This window comes from Rubripirellula reticaptiva (assembly GCF_007860175.1).
GTDB lineage: Bacteria > Planctomycetota > Planctomycetia > Pirellulales > Pirellulaceae > Rubripirellula > Rubripirellula reticaptiva.
Genome location: NZ_SJPX01000003.1, coordinates 1124967 through 1142318, shown reverse-complemented (window position 1 = coordinate 1142318; position 17352 = coordinate 1124967). Strand labels below are relative to the sequence as shown.

Sequence of the window (17352 nt, the reverse complement as noted above, 5' to 3'; positions counted from 1 at the left end):
AATCGAAATGAGAGTAGAAGTGGGTATACCCCTTGGGGATGGACCAGATCGCAAGCGTACACGGTTAGGCAAAATCTTCTTTCCGGGATGCCGCTACGGGGATCGCCAGTTGCTCAGCACATCTGCGAAACTTTTCGATCTACGACGGTCCGAGCAAGGTGATCAGAGATTTGCCAATCTCGTCCGCGTAAAGGAAAGTGTAAGTTGCCGCGGAGACCACAACTGCCGCAGCGATGGCCAGTCGCGCGGTACCGAGGAGATTTGGCGCTGATCGCGTTTCGTCATCCGCCTCAGCGGTCGGTTCGCCGCCGTTTGTGGTATCAACCTGCTCATTTAACTTGCGACTTGCCAGCCGAGTCACGTACACGGTCACGGCGACGGTCGCCAGCAAGCCGATTGCCAGCATCGCCCATTCGGCAGTCGAACGTTGGCGGTCGGCGCCGACCGCAGCACCGGTGACGTGTCCGAGATAGACATATAAGAACGTGCCCGGCAACATCGCAATCCAACTAGTCACCGCATAGGGCCAGAATCGAACGGGCGTGAGTCCGTACAAGTAGTTTTGTAAGTTGAACGGGATCGCCGGCGATAGACGCAGCAAACCAACAATCTTCCAACCGCCTTCAGCGATCGCGCGATCGATCGCACCAAAACGCCGACTACCCTTTGCCATCTCGATCACTTTGTCTCTTGCGACATAACGTGCGATCAGGAACGCGAACGATGCGCCGATCGTGGACCCAATGGAGACGATAACTGTGCCAATCCCAAGTCCAAACAGTGCGCCCGCCACCAAAGTCAGAATCGTCCCGGGAACAAACAGGATGGTGGCAACGATATAAAGCAGCACCAGAACGACTGGCCCCCATAGCCCGAGACCAGAAATCCAAATCTTTCCCGCTGACATCAGTTGGTCAATTGGCAGAGAACGCACGATCGTCAACAGTCCTGCAAGAATCAGCAGGACAGAAACCCAGCGAATGACCGTAAGAGTTTTGGGTCGACCAACGCCGGAGCGGGCTACTGCATCCATTGAGTTAGTTTCTTTGCGTCAGCTATACCGGAAACGCGTTTGGCGATTCGACCGTCTCGCACCAGTATCAATGTCGGAATGCTATCGACCTGCAATTCTTCGGCGATCGAAGGGTGGTCGTCAATGTTGATCTTAATCATCAGTGTTTGGTATTCGGTTGCCGTGCTTTCCAAGTCATGCAGAATCTTGCCTTGGGCCTGGCAAGGACCGCACCAATCGGCATAAAAGTCGAGCAGCACCGCGCCAGAAGCGTCGTTCATTTTCGCTTGCAAGTCTTCGCCAGCCGCGAGCGTTACGAGCGACGGTGCTCGACGCAAGTTCGCCGAAGCAGCGGTGACAATTGTCGGTGTCTGTCCACGAGATCCTGCGTGGCTGACTCGTGCCTGGTCGATCAGTTCGGAGTCGGTCAGCAGCGAATCGAGTTCGATCGAATCTTGTTTACGAAACGCGAATGATCCGCTGTCGGCACAACCGATAACCAAAATCATCGCCAGCGTTATCGAGACGAACAAAAAGATAGACTTGCGTTTCATCGCGAAACCGATTGAGTATGGGTTGGTGATTAAACTGTGATGACGCTCCCCTGGCTAGTCTGTGATAACCATTGAAACCCGAGATCCGCCACCTCATTCGCTCTAACATGATCGGGTTTCAGTGCTTCTTGCATTTCTTCACTCGATTTGGCCCCCTGCTTCCAGAGTCTCGGTACGGACTCACGTCCGTTGATCTGGCTGGCGATATCGGCTGCCACTGATTCGTCAAGCGACTTTCAGATCAAAAGCTCTCGTTGCAGAGTGTCGACCGATCGTTGGAGGCTGGATACCATTGGGAGATTGATCAGGCGATTCGTCCAAGCAAGAGACGAGCGAAGCACCAATGACGCACTGGCTTCATGTTGGCGTCAGCAAAATCGAAAAACAGTCAAACTACTCAAATCTGAAGATACCAACCGATGACATTCGACGTAAAGAATAAGACAGTTCTAGTAACCGGCGCAAACCGCGGTATCGGAAAAGCAATTCTTGAAGAGGCGCTCCGACGCGGCGCGACGAAAGTCTATGCCGCAGTACGAACGTTGGAATCCGCCGATTCGCTTGTTGCCGAGCACGGCGACCAAGTGGTGGCAGTTCGACTTGACCTTGATGATCACGCATCAATCACCACGGCAGCCGAAACAGCCAAAGACGTCGATGTCGTCGTCAACAACGCTGGAGTGTTGAAGGTATCGACGGCGATTGAAAAAGATGCGATCGAAACGTTGCAGTTTGAAATGAACACGAATGTTTACGGTTTGATTCGCGTCGCCCAGGCGTTCGCGCCCATCTTGAAGGCGAACGGCGGCGGAGCGTTTGCGCAGCTGAACAGTGTTGCATCGGTAAAGACTTTCGGAAACTTCGCGACCTACTGCGCATCTAAGGCCGCAAGCTATTCAATTACTCAGGGATTGCGAGAATCGCTGCGTGAACAGGGAACACACGTCGTTAGCGTTCATCCAGGACCAATTCAAACCGATATGGGAGTGGCTGCGGGTTTCGGCGACATTGCCGCGTCGCCTGTTTTGGTTGCCAAGGCGATCTTCGACGCGATTGCCGAAGGTCGCTTCCACTGTTGGACCGACCCAATGGCGCAGCAAATCGGTGCGGCGTATCAAAGTTTCGCTGAAAACGTTGTGGAAGCGGACATGCAAGAAAGCCTCTCGTAATCCTGGCGTCGGCATATCGCTTGAATCACGAGAATTCGAGCGTTGCAGGTCTTGATGCAGCGAACGAAGCTAACACATGGAAGCAAAGTTCAACGGGAATCTTCGAATGAACGCGTGACGCGCGGCTTGCGGATCGGCTCATGAATCGAGAATCGCCATGGAATGGAAAATGGAACAATTCGACAAGTCTGCTTACCCCATCGACATCGCGACGGCATTGCGAGATCGCTGGGGATCACGCGAGTTGCCGGTCGAGGCGATTCCGGAACATGAAGTTTTGGTGACGCTGTTGGATACGATGTATCAGGCCAGCTTGCTGCGTGAGGAGAACTCTCCCGTCCAGTGTCGCATTGCGTTCGTGACCGAGGACTCGTTTGAGTCCGAAATTTCAGACGGATCGAGTTCGCTGCACGTCTTGAGATTCAAAGTCGCTACTCCATTCACAGCCCAGGATCTGCGCAAACTTGCGGCCGCCGCTGGTTACTACCGCGCTCTGTTGGCCGTGAAGCAGGAACCATCCGGTGGGCTCAGCGTCTGGGGCATGATCGTGACCGGCACTCAGTGGGTCAATCACTTGGAAGGCGGCAGGCCAATCGGAGCACCGCTGCCTCACAATCTCGTCATTCAGATTCTGGCACCTGGACACATCGTTGCCGCATCAGGTTATACCCGGATCCTTGAGTCGGACAGCGGCAAGTTGTTGACGGACGGCTTTGATCCATTTCACTCGAAGTGGTTGCCACAGAAGTTTGGAACGATTCGGGCAGCACTGCTGGAGGAGTTCGATCCGCAGTCCGAGGAAGGATCGCAATGCCAGATCTGCGATGAATTTGTTAAAGACATCGCCCAGATTGTGGTGCGCCGCGTTCTTCGGCTGGTACGAATGCGCGGCCACGGTGGAATGTTGGTTTACCTACCCGACAACGCCAACGAAACAGAAATTCCGGACCAGTGGTTTCGCTTTCGCGTCCGATTCCAACAAGACGATTCAACGATTCGCTTCCGCCGACTAATTTTGAAGTTGATGAAACGGGTTGCGTTGATCGGTAAGACAAAAGGCTTGGCCGTCGTGACGTTAAACGACTATTTGCAAATGCACGATGCTGAGCTAGCAACGATCGACGAGGCGTTGATTGAGTTCAGTCATTTGCTTGCCGACATGATGAGTGTTGACGGTTCGCTGGTATTGGATCGCAGTTTCCGGTTCATTGGGTTCGGCGGCGAAATCCTGGGCGATTCGCACGTGTCCTCCATTCACCGCGCACTTGACCTCGAAGCCACCAACACGATCGCGGAGCGCGGTGATTCATCGGGAACGAGGCATCGTTCGGCTTATCGGTTGGTCAACGGGCTGACCGATGCGATCGCGGTGGTCGTATCGCAAGACGGCGACGTCCGATTCGTCGCCTGCCTCAACGATAAACTGACCTACTGGCCCTATTTGCCTTAGTTGCAAATGCGGCTTTGCGGCGAAGTCACTGCAATTGCCGTCCACAGCTTGTGCCAAATCGCGTCGCAGCGTTCACGCCGCTAAGTCCTTAGCAGACAACCAAGTGAACGGGTACGATACCGCGTGTTGTCGCAGGTCAGTTGAGATTACGGTGCGCGGTCAAGTATGAATATCGTTTTGTTTACCGAAGAAGAACGCGTCCACGGCGTCGATCCAGATGATCATCGAGTGACGCATGTGCGCCGTGTGCTATCGATTCACGATGGACAGTATTTTGACGCTGGCGTGATCAATGGGATGCGCGGCAAAGCAAAATTCGGCGTCGAAACAGGTGGCCGGCTGCCGGTCGAGTTCGACACCATGGAACCTGCGGGCGGGCTGTATCCGGTCGACGTTGTGGTCGGAATCAGTCGGCCACAGACTTGTCGTTTTGTGCTGCGGTCGCTGGCGAGTTTGGGCGTCAGGTCGATTGAGTTTGTGTTGACCGAGTCGGGCGAGCGGTCGTACGCATCAAGCCAACTCTGGTCGTCTGGCGAATACCAAGAAATCGTGACGAGCGCGGTCTCACAAGCGTTTGAAACCAGTCTGCCAGCCGTCCGATTCGACCGAACGCTTGCCCAAACGATCGCGGATGAACCGGTGACCGCCCGTCCGCCGATTTCGAGGATCTGCCTTGATAACTACGAAGCAACTTGCAGTCTGTCGTCGGCAATTGATCCAGGCAATCATGCAACGTGTTTGTTGGTCGGATCCGAACGAGGCTGGTCGGATCGCGAACGGAACCTCATTCGTGAACAAGGGTTTGTGATGGCAAGCATCGGAGGCCGGGTGCTGCGAGTTGAAACCGCAGTGGTCGCGGCAGTTTCAACGTTGTTGGCGCTGACATGCTGGCCCTGCGAAAAGGGAACGCTGAGCACACGACAGTAAACACCGGTGCGAAATCGCCGCACGACTAGCGCACGCCGTGCAGAAGTTCGTCGAACTTCAATTCCAATTGCGTGTCGCTGTTGTCCGCGCCAAGTTCACGAAACATTTGGCTGGGCTTGATATCGCGGCTGTTTTGGTACTTATCGCTTGAGTATCCCTTGCAGGTTCCTTCCAAGCCTAGATAGCAGATCTGGCATACCTCCATGCCTGCGTAGATCCGAACCGGCTGGACGCAGTACATTTGCAGCGTCCAAGTTCCGCAGTATCCCTCGTCACCCATGCTGCCGCCCGGATTGACGAATAACCCGAGACGACCAAGCGAACTGCGGCCTTGAAGCATTGGCACGACGCCATGGGTTTCAGTGAACTCGACTGTCCGTCCGAGATAAAGCTGGTTTGGCTGCAGGGTTAGCCCTTCGTCGGGGATTTCAAGACGACGATACCGGCTCGGCGAGGCCGCATCGAGCACGACCTCTTCGTAAACGAGCAATTCGTTGTGAAGCGACAGGTTGTAGCTGTTCGGGTTCAGCCGCGACTCGTCGAACGGTTCAATCCGAATGGAGTCGTTCTGTCGCCGCCGAATCTCGTCGCCTGAGAGGAGCATGTTTACCAAGCCTGGGTCTAAGTTCAGGGAGAAATGACGTCGATTCGATCGCAATTCGAAGCGGTCGCCTCATTGAATCTTCATATTCTCTGACATCGTGATCGCTTCGTCAATCATTTACTCTCCCACCGCCCTGACAAGCCTGCGTATATTATGGGTAGAGGACGCGGCGCCGGAAAGATTGATAAATCTTGCCAACCGCGGACGCTTCCCCCCCGAACCAACGATCCAGGAAAATACCGCGATGCAAGTGGACAGCCCCAACCCGTACGCCGTCTCTTCGATGGACACTCCGGCCGCCTTTGCTGCCGAAAACGAACGTATGGCGTTCATCCGCAAGACATACGCGCACATGACCGGGGCAATCCTGGCTCTGATCGCGATCGAGTTTGTTTTGTTCGCCGTCGTGCCCGCCGCAACAATGAACGCCCTAGTCGGCCGAATGCTCGGCGGTTGGGGATGGATGATTGTGCTGGGGATTTTCATGGGTGTCAGTTGGATCGCCCGCAGCTGGGCAAGCAGCAACACTTCGAAAGCGATGCAGTACGCTGGGCTCGGCCTGTACGTTGGCGCTCAAGCGATCATTTTATTGCCGATGCTTTACATTTGCATCCGCGTGATGGGCGAGCCGAACCTGCCGATCATGGCAGCCGCGATCACAGCGATTTGCTTCATCGGACTAACGGCGTTTGTGTTCGTCACTGGTGCTGACTTTGCGAGCTGGGGCAAGTTCCTGGCCCTCGGTGGCTTGGTTGCAATGGGCGTTATCTTCGCCGGAATCGCGTTCGGGTTTTCCCTCGGACTGTGGTTCAGCGGATTGATGGTGGCGCTCTCGTGCGGCTACATCCTGTACGACACCTCGAACGTGCTGCATCACTACAACACGTCACAGTACGTCGCAGCTTCGCTGGCGCTGTTCGCATCGGTCGTGCTTTTGTTCTGGTACGTGCTGCAACTGTTAATGTCGTTTTCCAGCAGCGACTGATCCGTTTCCTTGCAATCGCCCTGGCAACTGTCTGGGGCTTGGCTCTGTTTTCGGTTGACGTGATGCACAACATGGACGATGTAACCCGGCTGCCTGATGATTTTGATGGTCGAGTTCGTTTGTTTCCGTTGCCCGAGTTGGTGTTGTTTCCTCACGCGATGCAGCCATTGCACGTGTTCGAACCACGCTATACCGAAATGCTGGCCGAGTCATTGGCCGGCGATCGGTTGATCGCGATGGCGACGTTGACTGGCGGAATCACGACGATGCCGGATCAATCACCGCCGATCGCGACGACTGTCTGCATCGGCCGAATCGTCTCGCATGCCGACCTTGGCGATGACCGCCACAACATTTTGTTAGTGGGAACCAAGCGAGCTAAATTGGTTTACGAAATGGATGCCGGCCGTCCGTTTCGAATCGCGGAAGTCGATGTGAATCATGACATCTATCCGCCCATCGGTGCGGAAGATCGAATGGAGTTGAAACGCGAACTGCTCAATGCATTTGGCGAAGTAATTCCGGCGAGCGCCAATGTGCAACAGAATTTGCACGAGTTGATGGCCGGGCAAATGGGACTCGGCCCGATCACCGACATCATCTCTTACACGTTGCCGTTCGACGTCGAAGCGAAACTGCAACTGCTTGCTCAGCCCGACGTGGACGCGAGAGCCTGCGAATTGATCCGTTTGCTTAAGACCGGTGCGGTAACGTTGCATTCGGTATCGAACGAGGAACAATCGTTTCAGGGCAACGAGGCAGAAGACGAACGTTTCCCTCCGCCATTCAGTTTGAATTAACACTGAAAGCGACGTGCAATTCGTCGAGCCGCGCAGCGATGACAGCGAGTAGTGGTTGTTTGGGCAGCTAGCCAATTCTGTTCGGCACGCCGCCTGCTGAGCCCACTGCCAATTCCCAGCACCGAACCTGAGGAGGCCGGGAATTCAGGAATTTGAAAATCCTGGCCTGTCGACTAGCAGCAAGCTAGATTTCTGAGTGGCAGACGCTCGTTTTGGTTGCGAGCGATCGACGATTGCGATTCGATCGGTCACCCCGCGCCGAACCTAATCTTTGTAACGATTTTGCGGATGAAGTTTGCGATTTTCATCACCGGCGTTCTCGCTGGGCTAGCGATCGCACTGCCTGAACTGGTGGTGTTTGGGTATTTCCTCTTGATCGTGCCTGGGCTGGTTCTCTCATTCGCACCCACCGCATTCGTCTATTTGGTCGCCACAGCGGCGATTCGGCGATTGCTTCCGATCTCTTCGCCCATGTCGTCCGCCGCGGCGGCATTCGGCGTCTCGCTGTTGCTTGGGTGGGCCATCATGCAGCCATTTCGCTGGGCCGCAATAGATGCATATCAGGCGGACGAGTTGCCCGATTTGCGACCGGATCAGGACATCGAGCTTAACGGACATGTTCGTCTCGAAAGGCCGGATCAACGCCGCGAGCCTAAATGCGACTACTTAGCTCTCGCCGTGCTCGACTTGCCCGATGTGGCTAGTCTTACCACGGTGACAGCCGGACGAGGCAAGCCGTCGGATACTCAGCTATCCGCCACCTATGCCTTGATTTCTGCGAAAACAGACCCCACCCCTGGCATCTTTCCGTATGAGCCAGGCCAGATCGTCCGCGAGTATCCACCGTTGGTTCAAGCGAATCGTGGTAAGAAGTTACTCACGGCGACCAAGGCGGTGGAGGCGAATTGGACGGTTCGATTGGCCGGACAAGAGCGACTTCGAGAAGTCAAAGCGATCGAAGCCGAGGCGGTCGATTGGATCATCCGCATTGATAACCCATCAAATCGCCGAACCTACACCCATCGTCGGATCACGATTTTTGACTCCGGTGGCGAAGTGCGCTTTCGCAAAAGCTATCGAAAGCAGGCAGTGCCCGCTCGCATGTTCCACTTTGGATTCCAAGCCAACATGTCCGGTGGCCCCGTTTCGGCGTCCTTTCATGTCGGGCGTCAACTCATAGAGTCAGGTGAGCGGTCGCTCAAGCCGGAATCCGCGCTACTGCAAACGATCAACTACATCGTTCCATCGTGTGATACAAAGGCGCTCGAAGTCCTACGGGACCAAACTGTGCAAGCACTCGATGACCCGATGGCGACGACCGCCCAGCTCGACCTATCGCGTCGCTACCTTGGCTTGTTTTTCTTTGACACCAAGCCGCGGGATCATGCACTGATCGCGCGGATCATGGCCGACGATCGAGTCCGAGACATTGATACACAAATCAAAAATGTCTTTTCCAAGAACAAGACACCCGTCGTGATGAGAGATGCCTTCGTCGATCGAATCGCCATGGATCACACCTCGGCAAATCTGCGTCATTGGTTGGCCGAGCGACTGGCAAGTTTTCCGCACGGTACGTTTGCCAATCTAGATGAAGAGTATCTCGAGATCTTCGACTCGCCTGAGATCTATCAACAGGCGGCACCGCTGATCGCGACTTTGGCTGACCTTGGCCCAAAGCACGCGATGCCAAAGCTCGATGCGATGCTCGATAGCACGGTGGCGATCCCGCATTGGCGTGATCGACGCGTATTGATCGAAGGCATTCGCGAAGCACTCATTCGCTTGGGTCCGCAGGCATCGGCCGCGGTACCACGGATCCAAGAACTGTTCCTACGTCGACCATCGCCAATCATGAACAACGCCGGCGATGCCGATCAGTGGCGATTCGTGCTTGCCAGGATGGGTGTCTCGATCGAGGACCTACCAATATTCCCAAATCAATCGCCTCAGTCTGTTGAGCGGAACCTTCGCCAAGTAGCCGATAAGCTGCAGAGGCATGATCAAGAAAACGCAAAAAAGGAACAAATATGATCGGAAGCTTCTTGTATATTCTGGTGGGCTCCAGTTTTCCTCTTGGTTTAATGTGCATGATGTGGAAACTCAACGCTCGGCGGTGGACCCGCTTGGCCCGACAGTATCACGCTGTCGATGCAACCGGCAGTGTAGCCGAGCGGACAATGCAGACGGTGATTTTGGTAGCCGGCGATATCGGTTGGAACTCATACAAAGGAATCGCGACGGTCGGCGTGACGAGAGAGGGTATTTCGCTGCAACTGATGTCTCCCTTTTCGATTTTTCACCCGCCGCTACTGATTCCCTATGGAGACTGCCACATCGAGCCGACGCGTTGGTACCTAATCGGAAAGACGGTCCAGTACACGCTGCGTGGTGTGGGTGACGTAAAGATGATTATCCACGACGACTTGCAAGTTTGGATCGAATCGCAAGCCGCCAAACTGGCCCACGCGCAGGCAGACACTCGAATCAGCAACGATGAATTTGCGGGCGTACACGCCACGGGGTAATTCGCAATTGCTGCGTCCGCAACACCACCCGTTTCCAAACAGTTTTCAATTCGGTCGCGTCACCGTCGATCGGTGATGGCATCTGCATCGGGTCAAGCGGCGCCGTTCTTGATATAATGAGGGACGGCCTCGCGAGCGTAAGCTTCGAACGGCAAATTCTCATCGTGTAGTTTCAGAAAGACTGAATCAACCGGTTCCGTTCCAATGAAAATCAACATACAAGTCGGCGATGTTCTAAAAGTTGCCGCTGATGTGTTGATCTCTACCGCGAATCCGTGGTTGAATCTTTCGGGCGGCGTCAACGGAGCGATCCTTTCGGCGGTTGGGCCGACGATTCAAGATGAATTGCACGCCTATCTGAAGAGCCATGCGATCTCTGCCGTGCCGGCTGGAACAGTCGTCCGTAGTCGAGCTGGAAACCTTCCGTTCGATTGCATTCTGCATGCTGTTGCGATCGACCCTTTCTACGATTCGTCCATCGAGTTGGTCCGCAAAACCGTTGTTTCGGCACTGGACCTTGCCATCAGGGCAGGAGCGAAAACAATCTCGACGCCGACACTAGCCACCGGCTACGGCCCGATGGCAATCGCTGACTTCGGAACCGCAGTCGCGCCACTCGCGGATAATCCAAAGTTCGATGAAATATCGTTCACGATCGTAGTCCGCTCGGAAGATCATCTATCCGAACTCGCAAATGCAATCTCAGTGGCACGGGTTCAGGCGTAGAAGAAACCACATGAAGTCTAGATTCTTCTTTTGTTGTTAACGTTGCGATATCGGATGCTGCCGCTCGTGGTTGTCCGCGAGTCTGTCGGACCGCTGTGGTCAGCGGGCAATGAGATCTAGGGAGGGCTCGGTCGTGGTTGGAGTGGCAAACCCAGCCTCTTTGCTCCCGTAGATTGTTTCGCCTTCGCGGAAGATCCGCTCGTCGGTGTCGATCCGCTCGGCATTGGCGAATCCAGTTAAAGCACATTGGAAACCGATTGCGCAATGGTGGTACAGGCGGCTTAACTTGATGGTCGACTGCGTTGTGCCCCGTTGGTTTCGCGACAAGAGCTCTATTTCTTGTTTTGCGGGATCGGTTTTGACATGACGACGAAGACGATCACGATCAGTACTGCTGCTAGGCAAGAGAGCATCGTCACCATGCCAGGTGAAAGTCCAAGTTTGAGCGATTGAATTCCGAGAGCCGCCAACCCGGCGATGCCGACCGCCGTTAAGGCTTCGCCCGCAATGACTCCGGATGAAAACAAGACGCCGCGATGCAACACCGCATCGTGCTCTTTCTCGGGTTTGTCTTTGGAGTAGAAATAGGCAATCAAGCCGCCGATCAAAATGGGCGTCGCCAATCCGAATGGCAGATACATGCCGACTGCGATCGGCATCAAGTGAGCTCGAAATGTCGCTCCGCTGCGTTTCAAGACTTCATCGATTAACAGAATTGCAAATCCCAATCCGGCGCCAATTCCGATCATCATCCAGGGAAGTTCTCCTTCGCCGGCAAAACCTTTGGCTAGGCTCGCGAACAAGCCAGCCTGGGGAGCCGACAGTTCTTTGCTACCGATTCCGCCGCCGTGTTCGTGAAGCAAGGTCAAAACTGGCGCCATAACAAATGCCGCAACGGATACTCCGGCAATCTGCATCATCTGCTGGCGAAAAGGTGAAGCACCCACCAATGCCCCGGTTTTCAAATCATTGCAAACGTCACCACTGGTGCATGCGACGCAGCATACGATCGCCGCAATACCAAGCGTCGCAACCATGCCGTCCATGCCTGTATAGTTGGCCAAGTACAACAGCCCACCAGCGACTAGTACCGCCGTGATTGTCATACCGGAGACGGGACTGTTTGAATTGCCGACCAATCCAACGATATAGCTGGCGACCGCCGTGAAGAAGAATCCCATGACCAACATCACAGTGGTCGATAGCAGCGTGATCCCTGCGTTGTTGGTGAACCAGTAGTTCATCATCGCAAGCAAAGCCACGCAGAGTAAACCTAGAAGCAAAACGGCCCACGAGGGAATGTCGCGATCTATGTCTTCTTGCACCGCGTCTTGATCGCCAGTCATGCCATTCCATAGGTGGGCGACAGCAGCCACCAATCCGTGTCGCACGGCGATCAGCGCACTAAAACCGCCGACAACCATGGCTCCGACACCAACATAACGCATCTGACTACTCCAAATGCCATACGCTTGGTCGACCGCTCCGTCGGCGCCATCTCCGGTCAACGCGCCGCCCAGCAGCGGAATGCCGATCAACCAAGCCATCGCGCCACCGATAAAGATCAAGATCGCCACGTTTAGCCGGACGATGAATCCAACGGCGATCAGCATGGGTGAAAGGTCGCCACCGAAATAGAAAATCCTGGAACCTGAAATGCCCGCCGTTTCCAAACTGCCGCTAATGAGTCCTAGGAAGCCGCCAAAAACTTTTACCAAGCCACCCAACACGCCACCGACAATCAGACTGGTTCCGGCTCCATCTTCTTCGTCCGCTTCTCCGGCCTGGAGCACCGTGGCACAGGCAACCGCTTCGGGATATTTCAGTTCATCGTTGTTGACCACGAATACTTTCCGCATAGGAATCATGAACAAGATTCCCAACAGGCCACCGGTGAATGCGACAAGCGTGACGGTCCAATAATCGAACTCGGTCCAATACCCGATCAGGATCATCGCCGGCATCGTAAAGATAATCCCGGCTGCCAAAGACTCGCCCGCCGAAGCACAGGTTTGGACTTGGTTTGCTTCAAGGATCGACGAGTTTTTGAAGAACAACCGAAACAACAGCATCGCCATGACCGCTGCTGGGATCGATGCCGAAACGGTCATCCCGGCTTTGAGCCCGACGTAAACGTTGGCGGCTCCCATCACGACGGATAGGATCAAACCCAAAACAACGACGCGAACAGTAATCTCTGCCGTTGATTTCGTAGCGTGGTCGGCGGGCTTCTCGGTAAGGTTGCTAGACATGCGTCAACTCGAAGGCACTTTAGTAGCTAAGCAGCAAGGCGAATGTACTATCGATCATTGAGATGGCACCAGCCGTCCTTGCGATCCGGGGTCAATGGTGTGAGAAACGAAACAAACGAAAATTCGAATCAATCGTGGTTCCGCTTGTGTTCCGCGACACGCCCCCCGCCTCGACAACCAGACAACCCGATGTTTCTCGGCGTCGCTCGACGCCGCAAGAACCTGCGACGGGGTGTCAAATCGCCCCGAGCTCTCTGTCGAAATTTACTCATACGACCAGGCGCGACTGAAAGATTGCCGGAGCTAAATTTTGAGGTCTTGGGTGCGCAGTTTACGCCGAGAAACAACGCAGAGTTAGCGGCGGGTTGCTGTGGACGATCTCGCCAGAATCCGAGACCTTCAAATAGTACGATGACCCAATGTGGATTTCTGTCGAAAAACTCGTATTGCCCGAGGGCACCAGTTTCTCCCAAACGTTAACCCGATAGTTCCCATTGTGGTGCTGGCACACTTCCACGTGATGCAGTCGCGGCGGTTGGCCGGTCTTCTCGAGAATCTGCGCCTTGATTTTTTGCGTGTGGTCTGACGCCGACACGCGTTCTTCGTTTTTCGGGGCTTCTTGATCGTCTTTTGCCATGATTTCCTCGGACAACTGTTTGCGATGAGATCCCCGACTGTATCGCAACGAACTTTCTTTCGATACGAGCATGATTCAAAGATCCCTGCCGTAGCGGGTCAGGCAAACACCGATGGTTCCGATCGATTAGTCGTTTCACCACGCAAAACACCTTCAAAGATGAAGAAAATTGATTTGGCAATGTTCTTCTGGCGTATCCGTAGAGGGACACTCATGAAGGCGAGCGACGAAGCCGCTTGTTCGATCAATATTGCGAAATCCCGGTTCGGAAAGGCTTTTCTGGTTCACGTGCTTTGTCCGCGAGCGTGGCGTCTTCAAGATGATGCCGCCTCTCGAAGGACTTCGCGGTAGAGCAGCCCCGATTCAAGTTCGGAACGAAAATGGCTCGTCCAGGTGGAGCGACAAATTTCTTCCATGACCCACAAAACGTTACTAGTCGCCCGCGAACCAATCCAGAATTTGCATCGAGCAACTCTCTTCCCGAAATTAGAACGATCTCGACCGCAGATATCTCTCTTGAATACGCCGGCGGTTTCTTGACATTTCCATCGGCGCCGTGACAAGTGACGCAGAGTGTCGAAAAAATCGCTTTGCCCTGAACCACCGACTCGGCCAGTGCCTTGTTGCGTTCTGCCATTTCAGCGTGTTTTCGTTGTTCGGCTTCGATTGCCGCCATACCGGCTCGCACCTGTTGCTCAATCGAAGCAATCCACTTGTTACTTGGGTGAGATGACAAGATTTCCGCAACGATTCTATCCGCTTGCGCGTGCTTTCCTCGGATCGCGGACAGCAGTGTCTGGATCACGACATCGGGTGATTCGTCACGTACCAGTGCGGCGACGCCTCGGGCGAGCTGAGAATCCGAATCCAGTCGTGTCTCGGCGATACGCACGGCGGCGGCGCGGACGCGAGCGTCACTGTCCCCGAATCCTTGCAACAGCAATTCAGAATCGGCTGCGTCCAGTCCTTCGAGTGTCCACAGGGCATGCAGACGCCCGAGCGGATCACTTCCCGATCGGGCTAGGTGTTGCAGTTCAGGCAAGACGCTCTTGTCACCATGCAAAATGATCAACTTCTGTGCCTCGTCGCGCCACCATCCGTTCGGATTTGATAGATGAGCAACCAATTGCACCGGAGTCTCGTCAAGCATTCGGGGTTGTGACCCTCGCTTGGTCGACCCCTGATCGACGCGAAAAATTCGACCTCGGCCGATATTTTTATCTAGCTCGTATTCCTGAACGACTTCACGAAGATACGAGCCTTCGCGAACCCAGGCGCCTTCTTGAATGATGCCGCGGTACATATCGACGATGTACAGACAACCGTCAGGCCCGGTGGCACTGTTGACCGGACGAAAATTGGGATCGGTCGCCGCGATGAACTCTTGCTTGTCATACGCATTAGAAACTACGATCCGCCCTTCGTCGTTGGCAACTTTTGCCCGTCGGATCAGTCGACCTACAGGTTCGCAAATGAACAGATCACCATCGACATCAGGAGGTAATCGGTTGCCTCGATAGATCGATTGACCGCAACAACCGGTAAACCAATTCAGCGAACCGTCGTCACGCACTCGCTTCAGACCGCCTTGGACATCGGGCACGTTGTCGATCGGATAAACTTCGCGAAACCCATCGGCCTGTTCGCCCGGCAGATCCAACTTGCCGTAAACGATCGGTTGCTGAAAATTGTGTGCCGGGTTTTCGCCTCCCGCCGTTGAGAAGAACATTCGGCCGACGTTGTCTTGAGTCAGACCCCACTGACCGGCACCGTACGGAAGCGGTTCTTGAATGACTTTTCCGTTCGAAAGACGAAGCCGGTGCTGTGAATAGGTCGTGTAGATCCAGTTGTCGATGTTCCAGATCAGACCACTGGGTTGATGCTCCATGTTTCCGGCTCGTGGCCCCAACTCGTGCCACATTTCAATTTTGTCCGCGACACCGTCGTCGTTGGTGTCTTGGTAGCTCTTCAAGTCCAACGTGTTGGTTTCGCCAATGATGACTCGATCCAACAGCGGCAACACCATTCGCGGCACCAACAAATTGTCGGCGAAGACCGTGTGCTTGTCGTACTCGCCATCTCCGTCGGTGTCCTCGTGACGTGACACACGACTCCCTCGCTTCATTTCCCCCGTGCCGTCGATGTCTTGCATGTATGTTCGCATTTCCACAACGTACATCCGACCATCGCCATCCCACGCAATCGCCGTCGGTTCGTGAATCTGTGGCTCGGTCAGCACCGGGATAACGCGATATCCGGGCTGGATCTGCATTGTGGCAATCGACTGCTCGGGAGTTAGCGGCGGAGCTTTCGAACTCTGCGATTGAGCTTTGGTAAGCGACAAACAAGGGAGGAAGAGGACTAAAGCGAAGGCAATCGAGCGTTGGAGCATGCTACGGCAATTCGAGTCGTTCGGTGGGTATTCTGTGGCAACAGAGGAATAGCCAATTTGCCCAATGGGTTGCGCTAAATCAAGTCAAGAGATCAAAGATCTCGAATACTCATCCGCCGAAGCCGCTTTTTAAGATCGAGTACATCGAGCGCTAGCTTGGGACTCGCGATTAGCGGATAATCTCTGTCCCCCCACGGCTGACGCCGCCTTCGCGACGAGGCACGCTCGTCAGGACACGAAAGAACGAATGCCTTGTCCATTTCACCATCCAACTATTGGAAACCAAGAGACATGATTCGACCTGCCGCCATAGCTCTCGTTTTTATTTTCACAGCCGCGGTCGTCACCGCGCAGGACAAGCCGAAACAGAAACCGACCTGGGAACAGCGAAAAGCCAAATTTGACGTATCGCAGAACGCGAAGGACGCAATCATCGCTGCCATCCCTATTGAAGCGACTGTCAAACCAACCAAACCGAGAAAAGCGTTGGTGTTCTATCGCTGTGAGGGGTTCGTGCACGGTTCGATTCCTTCAGCCAACTATGCGGTCGAACAGATGGGTGCCAAGACCGATGCCTACAGTGCCGATATCGCGGACAGCTATGACGTGTTCACGACTGAAAATCTGAAGCAGTATGACTGCATCATTTTGAACAACACGACGGGCATGCAATTTCCCAAGCCATCCCAACTCAATGCATTTTTAGATTTCATTGCCGATGGAAAGGGCTTAGCAGGAATTCACGCGGCAAGTGACAACTTCGGGCGGCACCCCGAATGTGTGGAATTGGTCGGAGGACGATTTGCAGGTCATCCCTGGGGCGCTGGTGGGACGTGGGCGTTCAAACTGGACGATCCAAAACACATTTTGAATGCAACTTTTAAGGGCCAGGGGTTCTGGCACCAGGACGAGATCTATCAATACAGACCGGATTCTTACCAAGGGCCAAGTGTCCTGCGATTGCTAGTCAGCTTGGACATGAGCAAGGATGAAGTCTCGGGGCGCATCAACGATGGGCCTCGCGAAGTGCCCGTGTCGTGGATTCACAAAGCTGGCAAGGGACGTGTCTTCTACACCAACTTTGGGCATCGTGACGAGACGTTCGAGAACCCCGATATTTTGAGGCACATCCTCGACGGGATTCAGTACGCCATCGGTGATCTGAATGCAGACGACACTGCCACATCCGACGCGTCAATTCAGCAACCCGCTCTAGCACCAGAGAAGTAGCGTTCGACCACAACGAGATCAGACTAGCGAGGCCAAAGAGGATTTGCGAAGAGGAGATTGGCTTTGTGCTGTGATGCTTTCAAACG

The 17352-nt window shown here is 54.5% G+C and carries 15 protein-coding genes; 9 read left to right on the top strand and 6 right to left on the bottom strand.

What is annotated here, in order from left to right:
- Positions 1 to 139: 139 nt before the first annotated feature.
- Complete coding sequence (locus tag Poly59_RS16895; RefSeq protein WP_146535223.1) at positions 140 to 1033, bottom strand: TVP38/TMEM64 family protein; 894 nt, start codon at positions 1031 to 1033, stop codon at positions 140 to 142.
- Entirely contained in the window at positions 1021 to 1566 is a 546-nt protein-coding gene (locus tag Poly59_RS16890) for a thioredoxin family protein (protein WP_146535222.1), read from the bottom strand. The genes Poly59_RS16895 and Poly59_RS16890 overlap by 13 nt, the downstream gene beginning before the upstream one ends.
- Before the next feature lie 419 nt (positions 1567 to 1985).
- Here Poly59_RS16890 and Poly59_RS16885 point away from each other — a divergent pair, with 419 nt between their 5' ends.
- The 3 genes from Poly59_RS16885 to Poly59_RS16875 all read left to right on the top strand — a co-directional run bounded on the left by Poly59_RS16885 (position 1986) and on the right by Poly59_RS16875 (position 5112).
- Complete coding sequence (locus Poly59_RS16885) at positions 1986 to 2735, top strand: SDR family oxidoreductase (RefSeq protein ID WP_146535221.1); 750 nt, start codon at positions 1986 to 1988, stop codon at positions 2733 to 2735.
- A gap of 157 nt (positions 2736 to 2892) precedes the next feature.
- A complete protein-coding gene (locus Poly59_RS16880; protein ID WP_246151716.1) occupies positions 2893 to 4185 on the top strand; it encodes a putative sensor domain DACNV-containing protein in 1293 nt (430 codons plus the stop codon).
- 165 nt (positions 4186 to 4350) lie between these two features.
- The gene (locus Poly59_RS16875) at positions 4351 to 5112 is read left to right on the top strand and encodes an RsmE family RNA methyltransferase (protein WP_146535220.1); all 762 of its coding nucleotides are present in this window, start codon (positions 4351 to 4353) and stop codon (positions 5110 to 5112) included.
- Positions 5113 to 5137: 25 nt separating this feature from the next.
- Here Poly59_RS16875 and dcd read toward each other — a convergent pair whose 3' ends face one another.
- A complete protein-coding gene (gene dcd / locus Poly59_RS16870) occupies positions 5138 to 5716 on the bottom strand; it encodes a dCTP deaminase (protein ID WP_146535219.1) in 579 nt (192 codons plus the stop codon).
- Between the two features lie 244 nt (positions 5717 to 5960).
- Between dcd and Poly59_RS16865 the strand changes: the two genes are divergently transcribed.
- The 5 genes from Poly59_RS16865 to Poly59_RS16845 all read left to right on the top strand — a co-directional run bounded on the left by Poly59_RS16865 (position 5961) and on the right by Poly59_RS16845 (position 10755).
- Positions 5961 to 6701 (top strand): Bax inhibitor-1/YccA family protein, encoded by a 741-nt coding sequence (locus Poly59_RS16865; RefSeq protein WP_146535218.1) that lies wholly within the window; start codon positions 5961 to 5963, stop codon positions 6699 to 6701.
- A 71-nt stretch (positions 6702 to 6772) separates the two neighbouring features.
- On the top strand, positions 6773 to 7501 hold the full coding sequence (locus Poly59_RS16860; protein ID WP_246151715.1) for an LON peptidase substrate-binding domain-containing protein: 729 nt from the start codon (positions 6773 to 6775) through the stop codon (positions 7499 to 7501).
- 288 nt (positions 7502 to 7789) lie between these two features.
- Positions 7790 to 9535 (top strand): hypothetical protein, encoded by a 1746-nt coding sequence (locus Poly59_RS16855; RefSeq protein WP_146535217.1) that lies wholly within the window; start codon positions 7790 to 7792, stop codon positions 9533 to 9535.
- 56 nt (positions 9536 to 9591) lie between these two features.
- Positions 9592 to 10029, top strand: coding sequence for a hypothetical protein (locus Poly59_RS16850; protein ID WP_146535216.1), 438 nt, complete (start codon positions 9592 to 9594; stop codon positions 10027 to 10029).
- Between the two features lie 204 nt (positions 10030 to 10233).
- On the top strand, positions 10234 to 10755 hold the full coding sequence (locus tag Poly59_RS16845; protein ID WP_146535215.1) for a macro domain-containing protein: 522 nt from the start codon (positions 10234 to 10236) through the stop codon (positions 10753 to 10755).
- 332 nt (positions 10756 to 11087) lie between these two features.
- On the opposite strand, the gene Poly59_RS16840 is transcribed toward Poly59_RS16845, so the two are convergent.
- From Poly59_RS16840 to Poly59_RS16830, 3 genes are all read right to left on the bottom strand, one after another.
- Complete coding sequence (locus Poly59_RS16840) at positions 11088 to 13007, bottom strand: OPT family oligopeptide transporter (protein ID WP_146535214.1); 1920 nt, start codon at positions 13005 to 13007, stop codon at positions 11088 to 11090.
- A gap of 331 nt (positions 13008 to 13338) precedes the next feature.
- Positions 13339 to 13716 carry a hypothetical protein gene (locus tag Poly59_RS16835; RefSeq protein WP_246151714.1) on the bottom strand — a complete coding sequence of 126 codons (378 nt, stop codon included), beginning with the start codon at positions 13714 to 13716 and terminating at the stop codon, positions 13339 to 13341.
- Positions 13717 to 13888: 172 nt separating this feature from the next.
- Positions 13889 to 16036 (bottom strand): DUF7133 domain-containing protein, encoded by a 2148-nt coding sequence (locus Poly59_RS16830; RefSeq protein WP_456238991.1) that lies wholly within the window; start codon positions 16034 to 16036, stop codon positions 13889 to 13891.
- Between the two features lie 291 nt (positions 16037 to 16327).
- On the opposite strand from Poly59_RS16830, the gene Poly59_RS16825 reads away from it, so the two are divergent.
- Entirely contained in the window at positions 16328 to 17266 is a 939-nt protein-coding gene (locus Poly59_RS16825) for a ThuA domain-containing protein (protein WP_146535213.1), read from the top strand.
- The last annotated feature ends 86 nt before the right edge of the window (positions 17267 to 17352 follow it).

Coding starts and splice junctions, on each gene's coding strand:
- Poly59_RS16890 (WP_146535222.1), bottom strand. CDS start 1,566: ATGAAACGCAAGTCTATCTTTTTGTTCGTCTCGATAACGCTGGCGATG.
- Poly59_RS16895 (WP_146535223.1), bottom strand. CDS start 1,033: ATGGATGCAGTAGCCCGCTCCGGCGTTGGTCGACCCAAAACTCTTACG.
- Poly59_RS16860 (WP_246151715.1), top strand. CDS start 6,773: ATGGACGATGTAACCCGGCTGCCTGATGATTTTGATGGTCGAGTTCGT.
- Poly59_RS16850 (WP_146535216.1), top strand. CDS start 9,592: ATGATGTGGAAACTCAACGCTCGGCGGTGGACCCGCTTGGCCCGACAG.
- Poly59_RS16865 (WP_146535218.1), top strand. CDS start 5,961: ATGCAAGTGGACAGCCCCAACCCGTACGCCGTCTCTTCGATGGACACT.
- Poly59_RS16880 (WP_246151716.1), top strand. CDS start 2,893: ATGGAATGGAAAATGGAACAATTCGACAAGTCTGCTTACCCCATCGAC.
- Poly59_RS16845 (WP_146535215.1), top strand. CDS start 10,234: ATGAAAATCAACATACAAGTCGGCGATGTTCTAAAAGTTGCCGCTGAT.
- Poly59_RS16830 (WP_456238991.1), bottom strand. CDS start 16,036: ATGCTCCAACGCTCGATTGCCTTCGCTTTAGTCCTCTTCCTCCCTTGT.
- Poly59_RS16875 (WP_146535220.1), top strand. CDS start 4,351: ATGAATATCGTTTTGTTTACCGAAGAAGAACGCGTCCACGGCGTCGAT.
- dcd (WP_146535219.1), bottom strand. CDS start 5,716: ATGCTCCTCTCAGGCGACGAGATTCGGCGGCGACAGAACGACTCCATT.
- Poly59_RS16885 (WP_146535221.1), top strand. CDS start 1,986: ATGACATTCGACGTAAAGAATAAGACAGTTCTAGTAACCGGCGCAAAC.
- Poly59_RS16825 (WP_146535213.1), top strand. CDS start 16,328: ATGATTCGACCTGCCGCCATAGCTCTCGTTTTTATTTTCACAGCCGCG.
- Poly59_RS16855 (WP_146535217.1), top strand. CDS start 7,790: ATGAAGTTTGCGATTTTCATCACCGGCGTTCTCGCTGGGCTAGCGATC.
- Poly59_RS16835 (WP_246151714.1), bottom strand. CDS start 13,716: ATGCTCGTATCGAAAGAAAGTTCGTTGCGATACAGTCGGGGATCTCAT.
- Poly59_RS16840 (WP_146535214.1), bottom strand. CDS start 13,007: ATGTCTAGCAACCTTACCGAGAAGCCCGCCGACCACGCTACGAAATCA.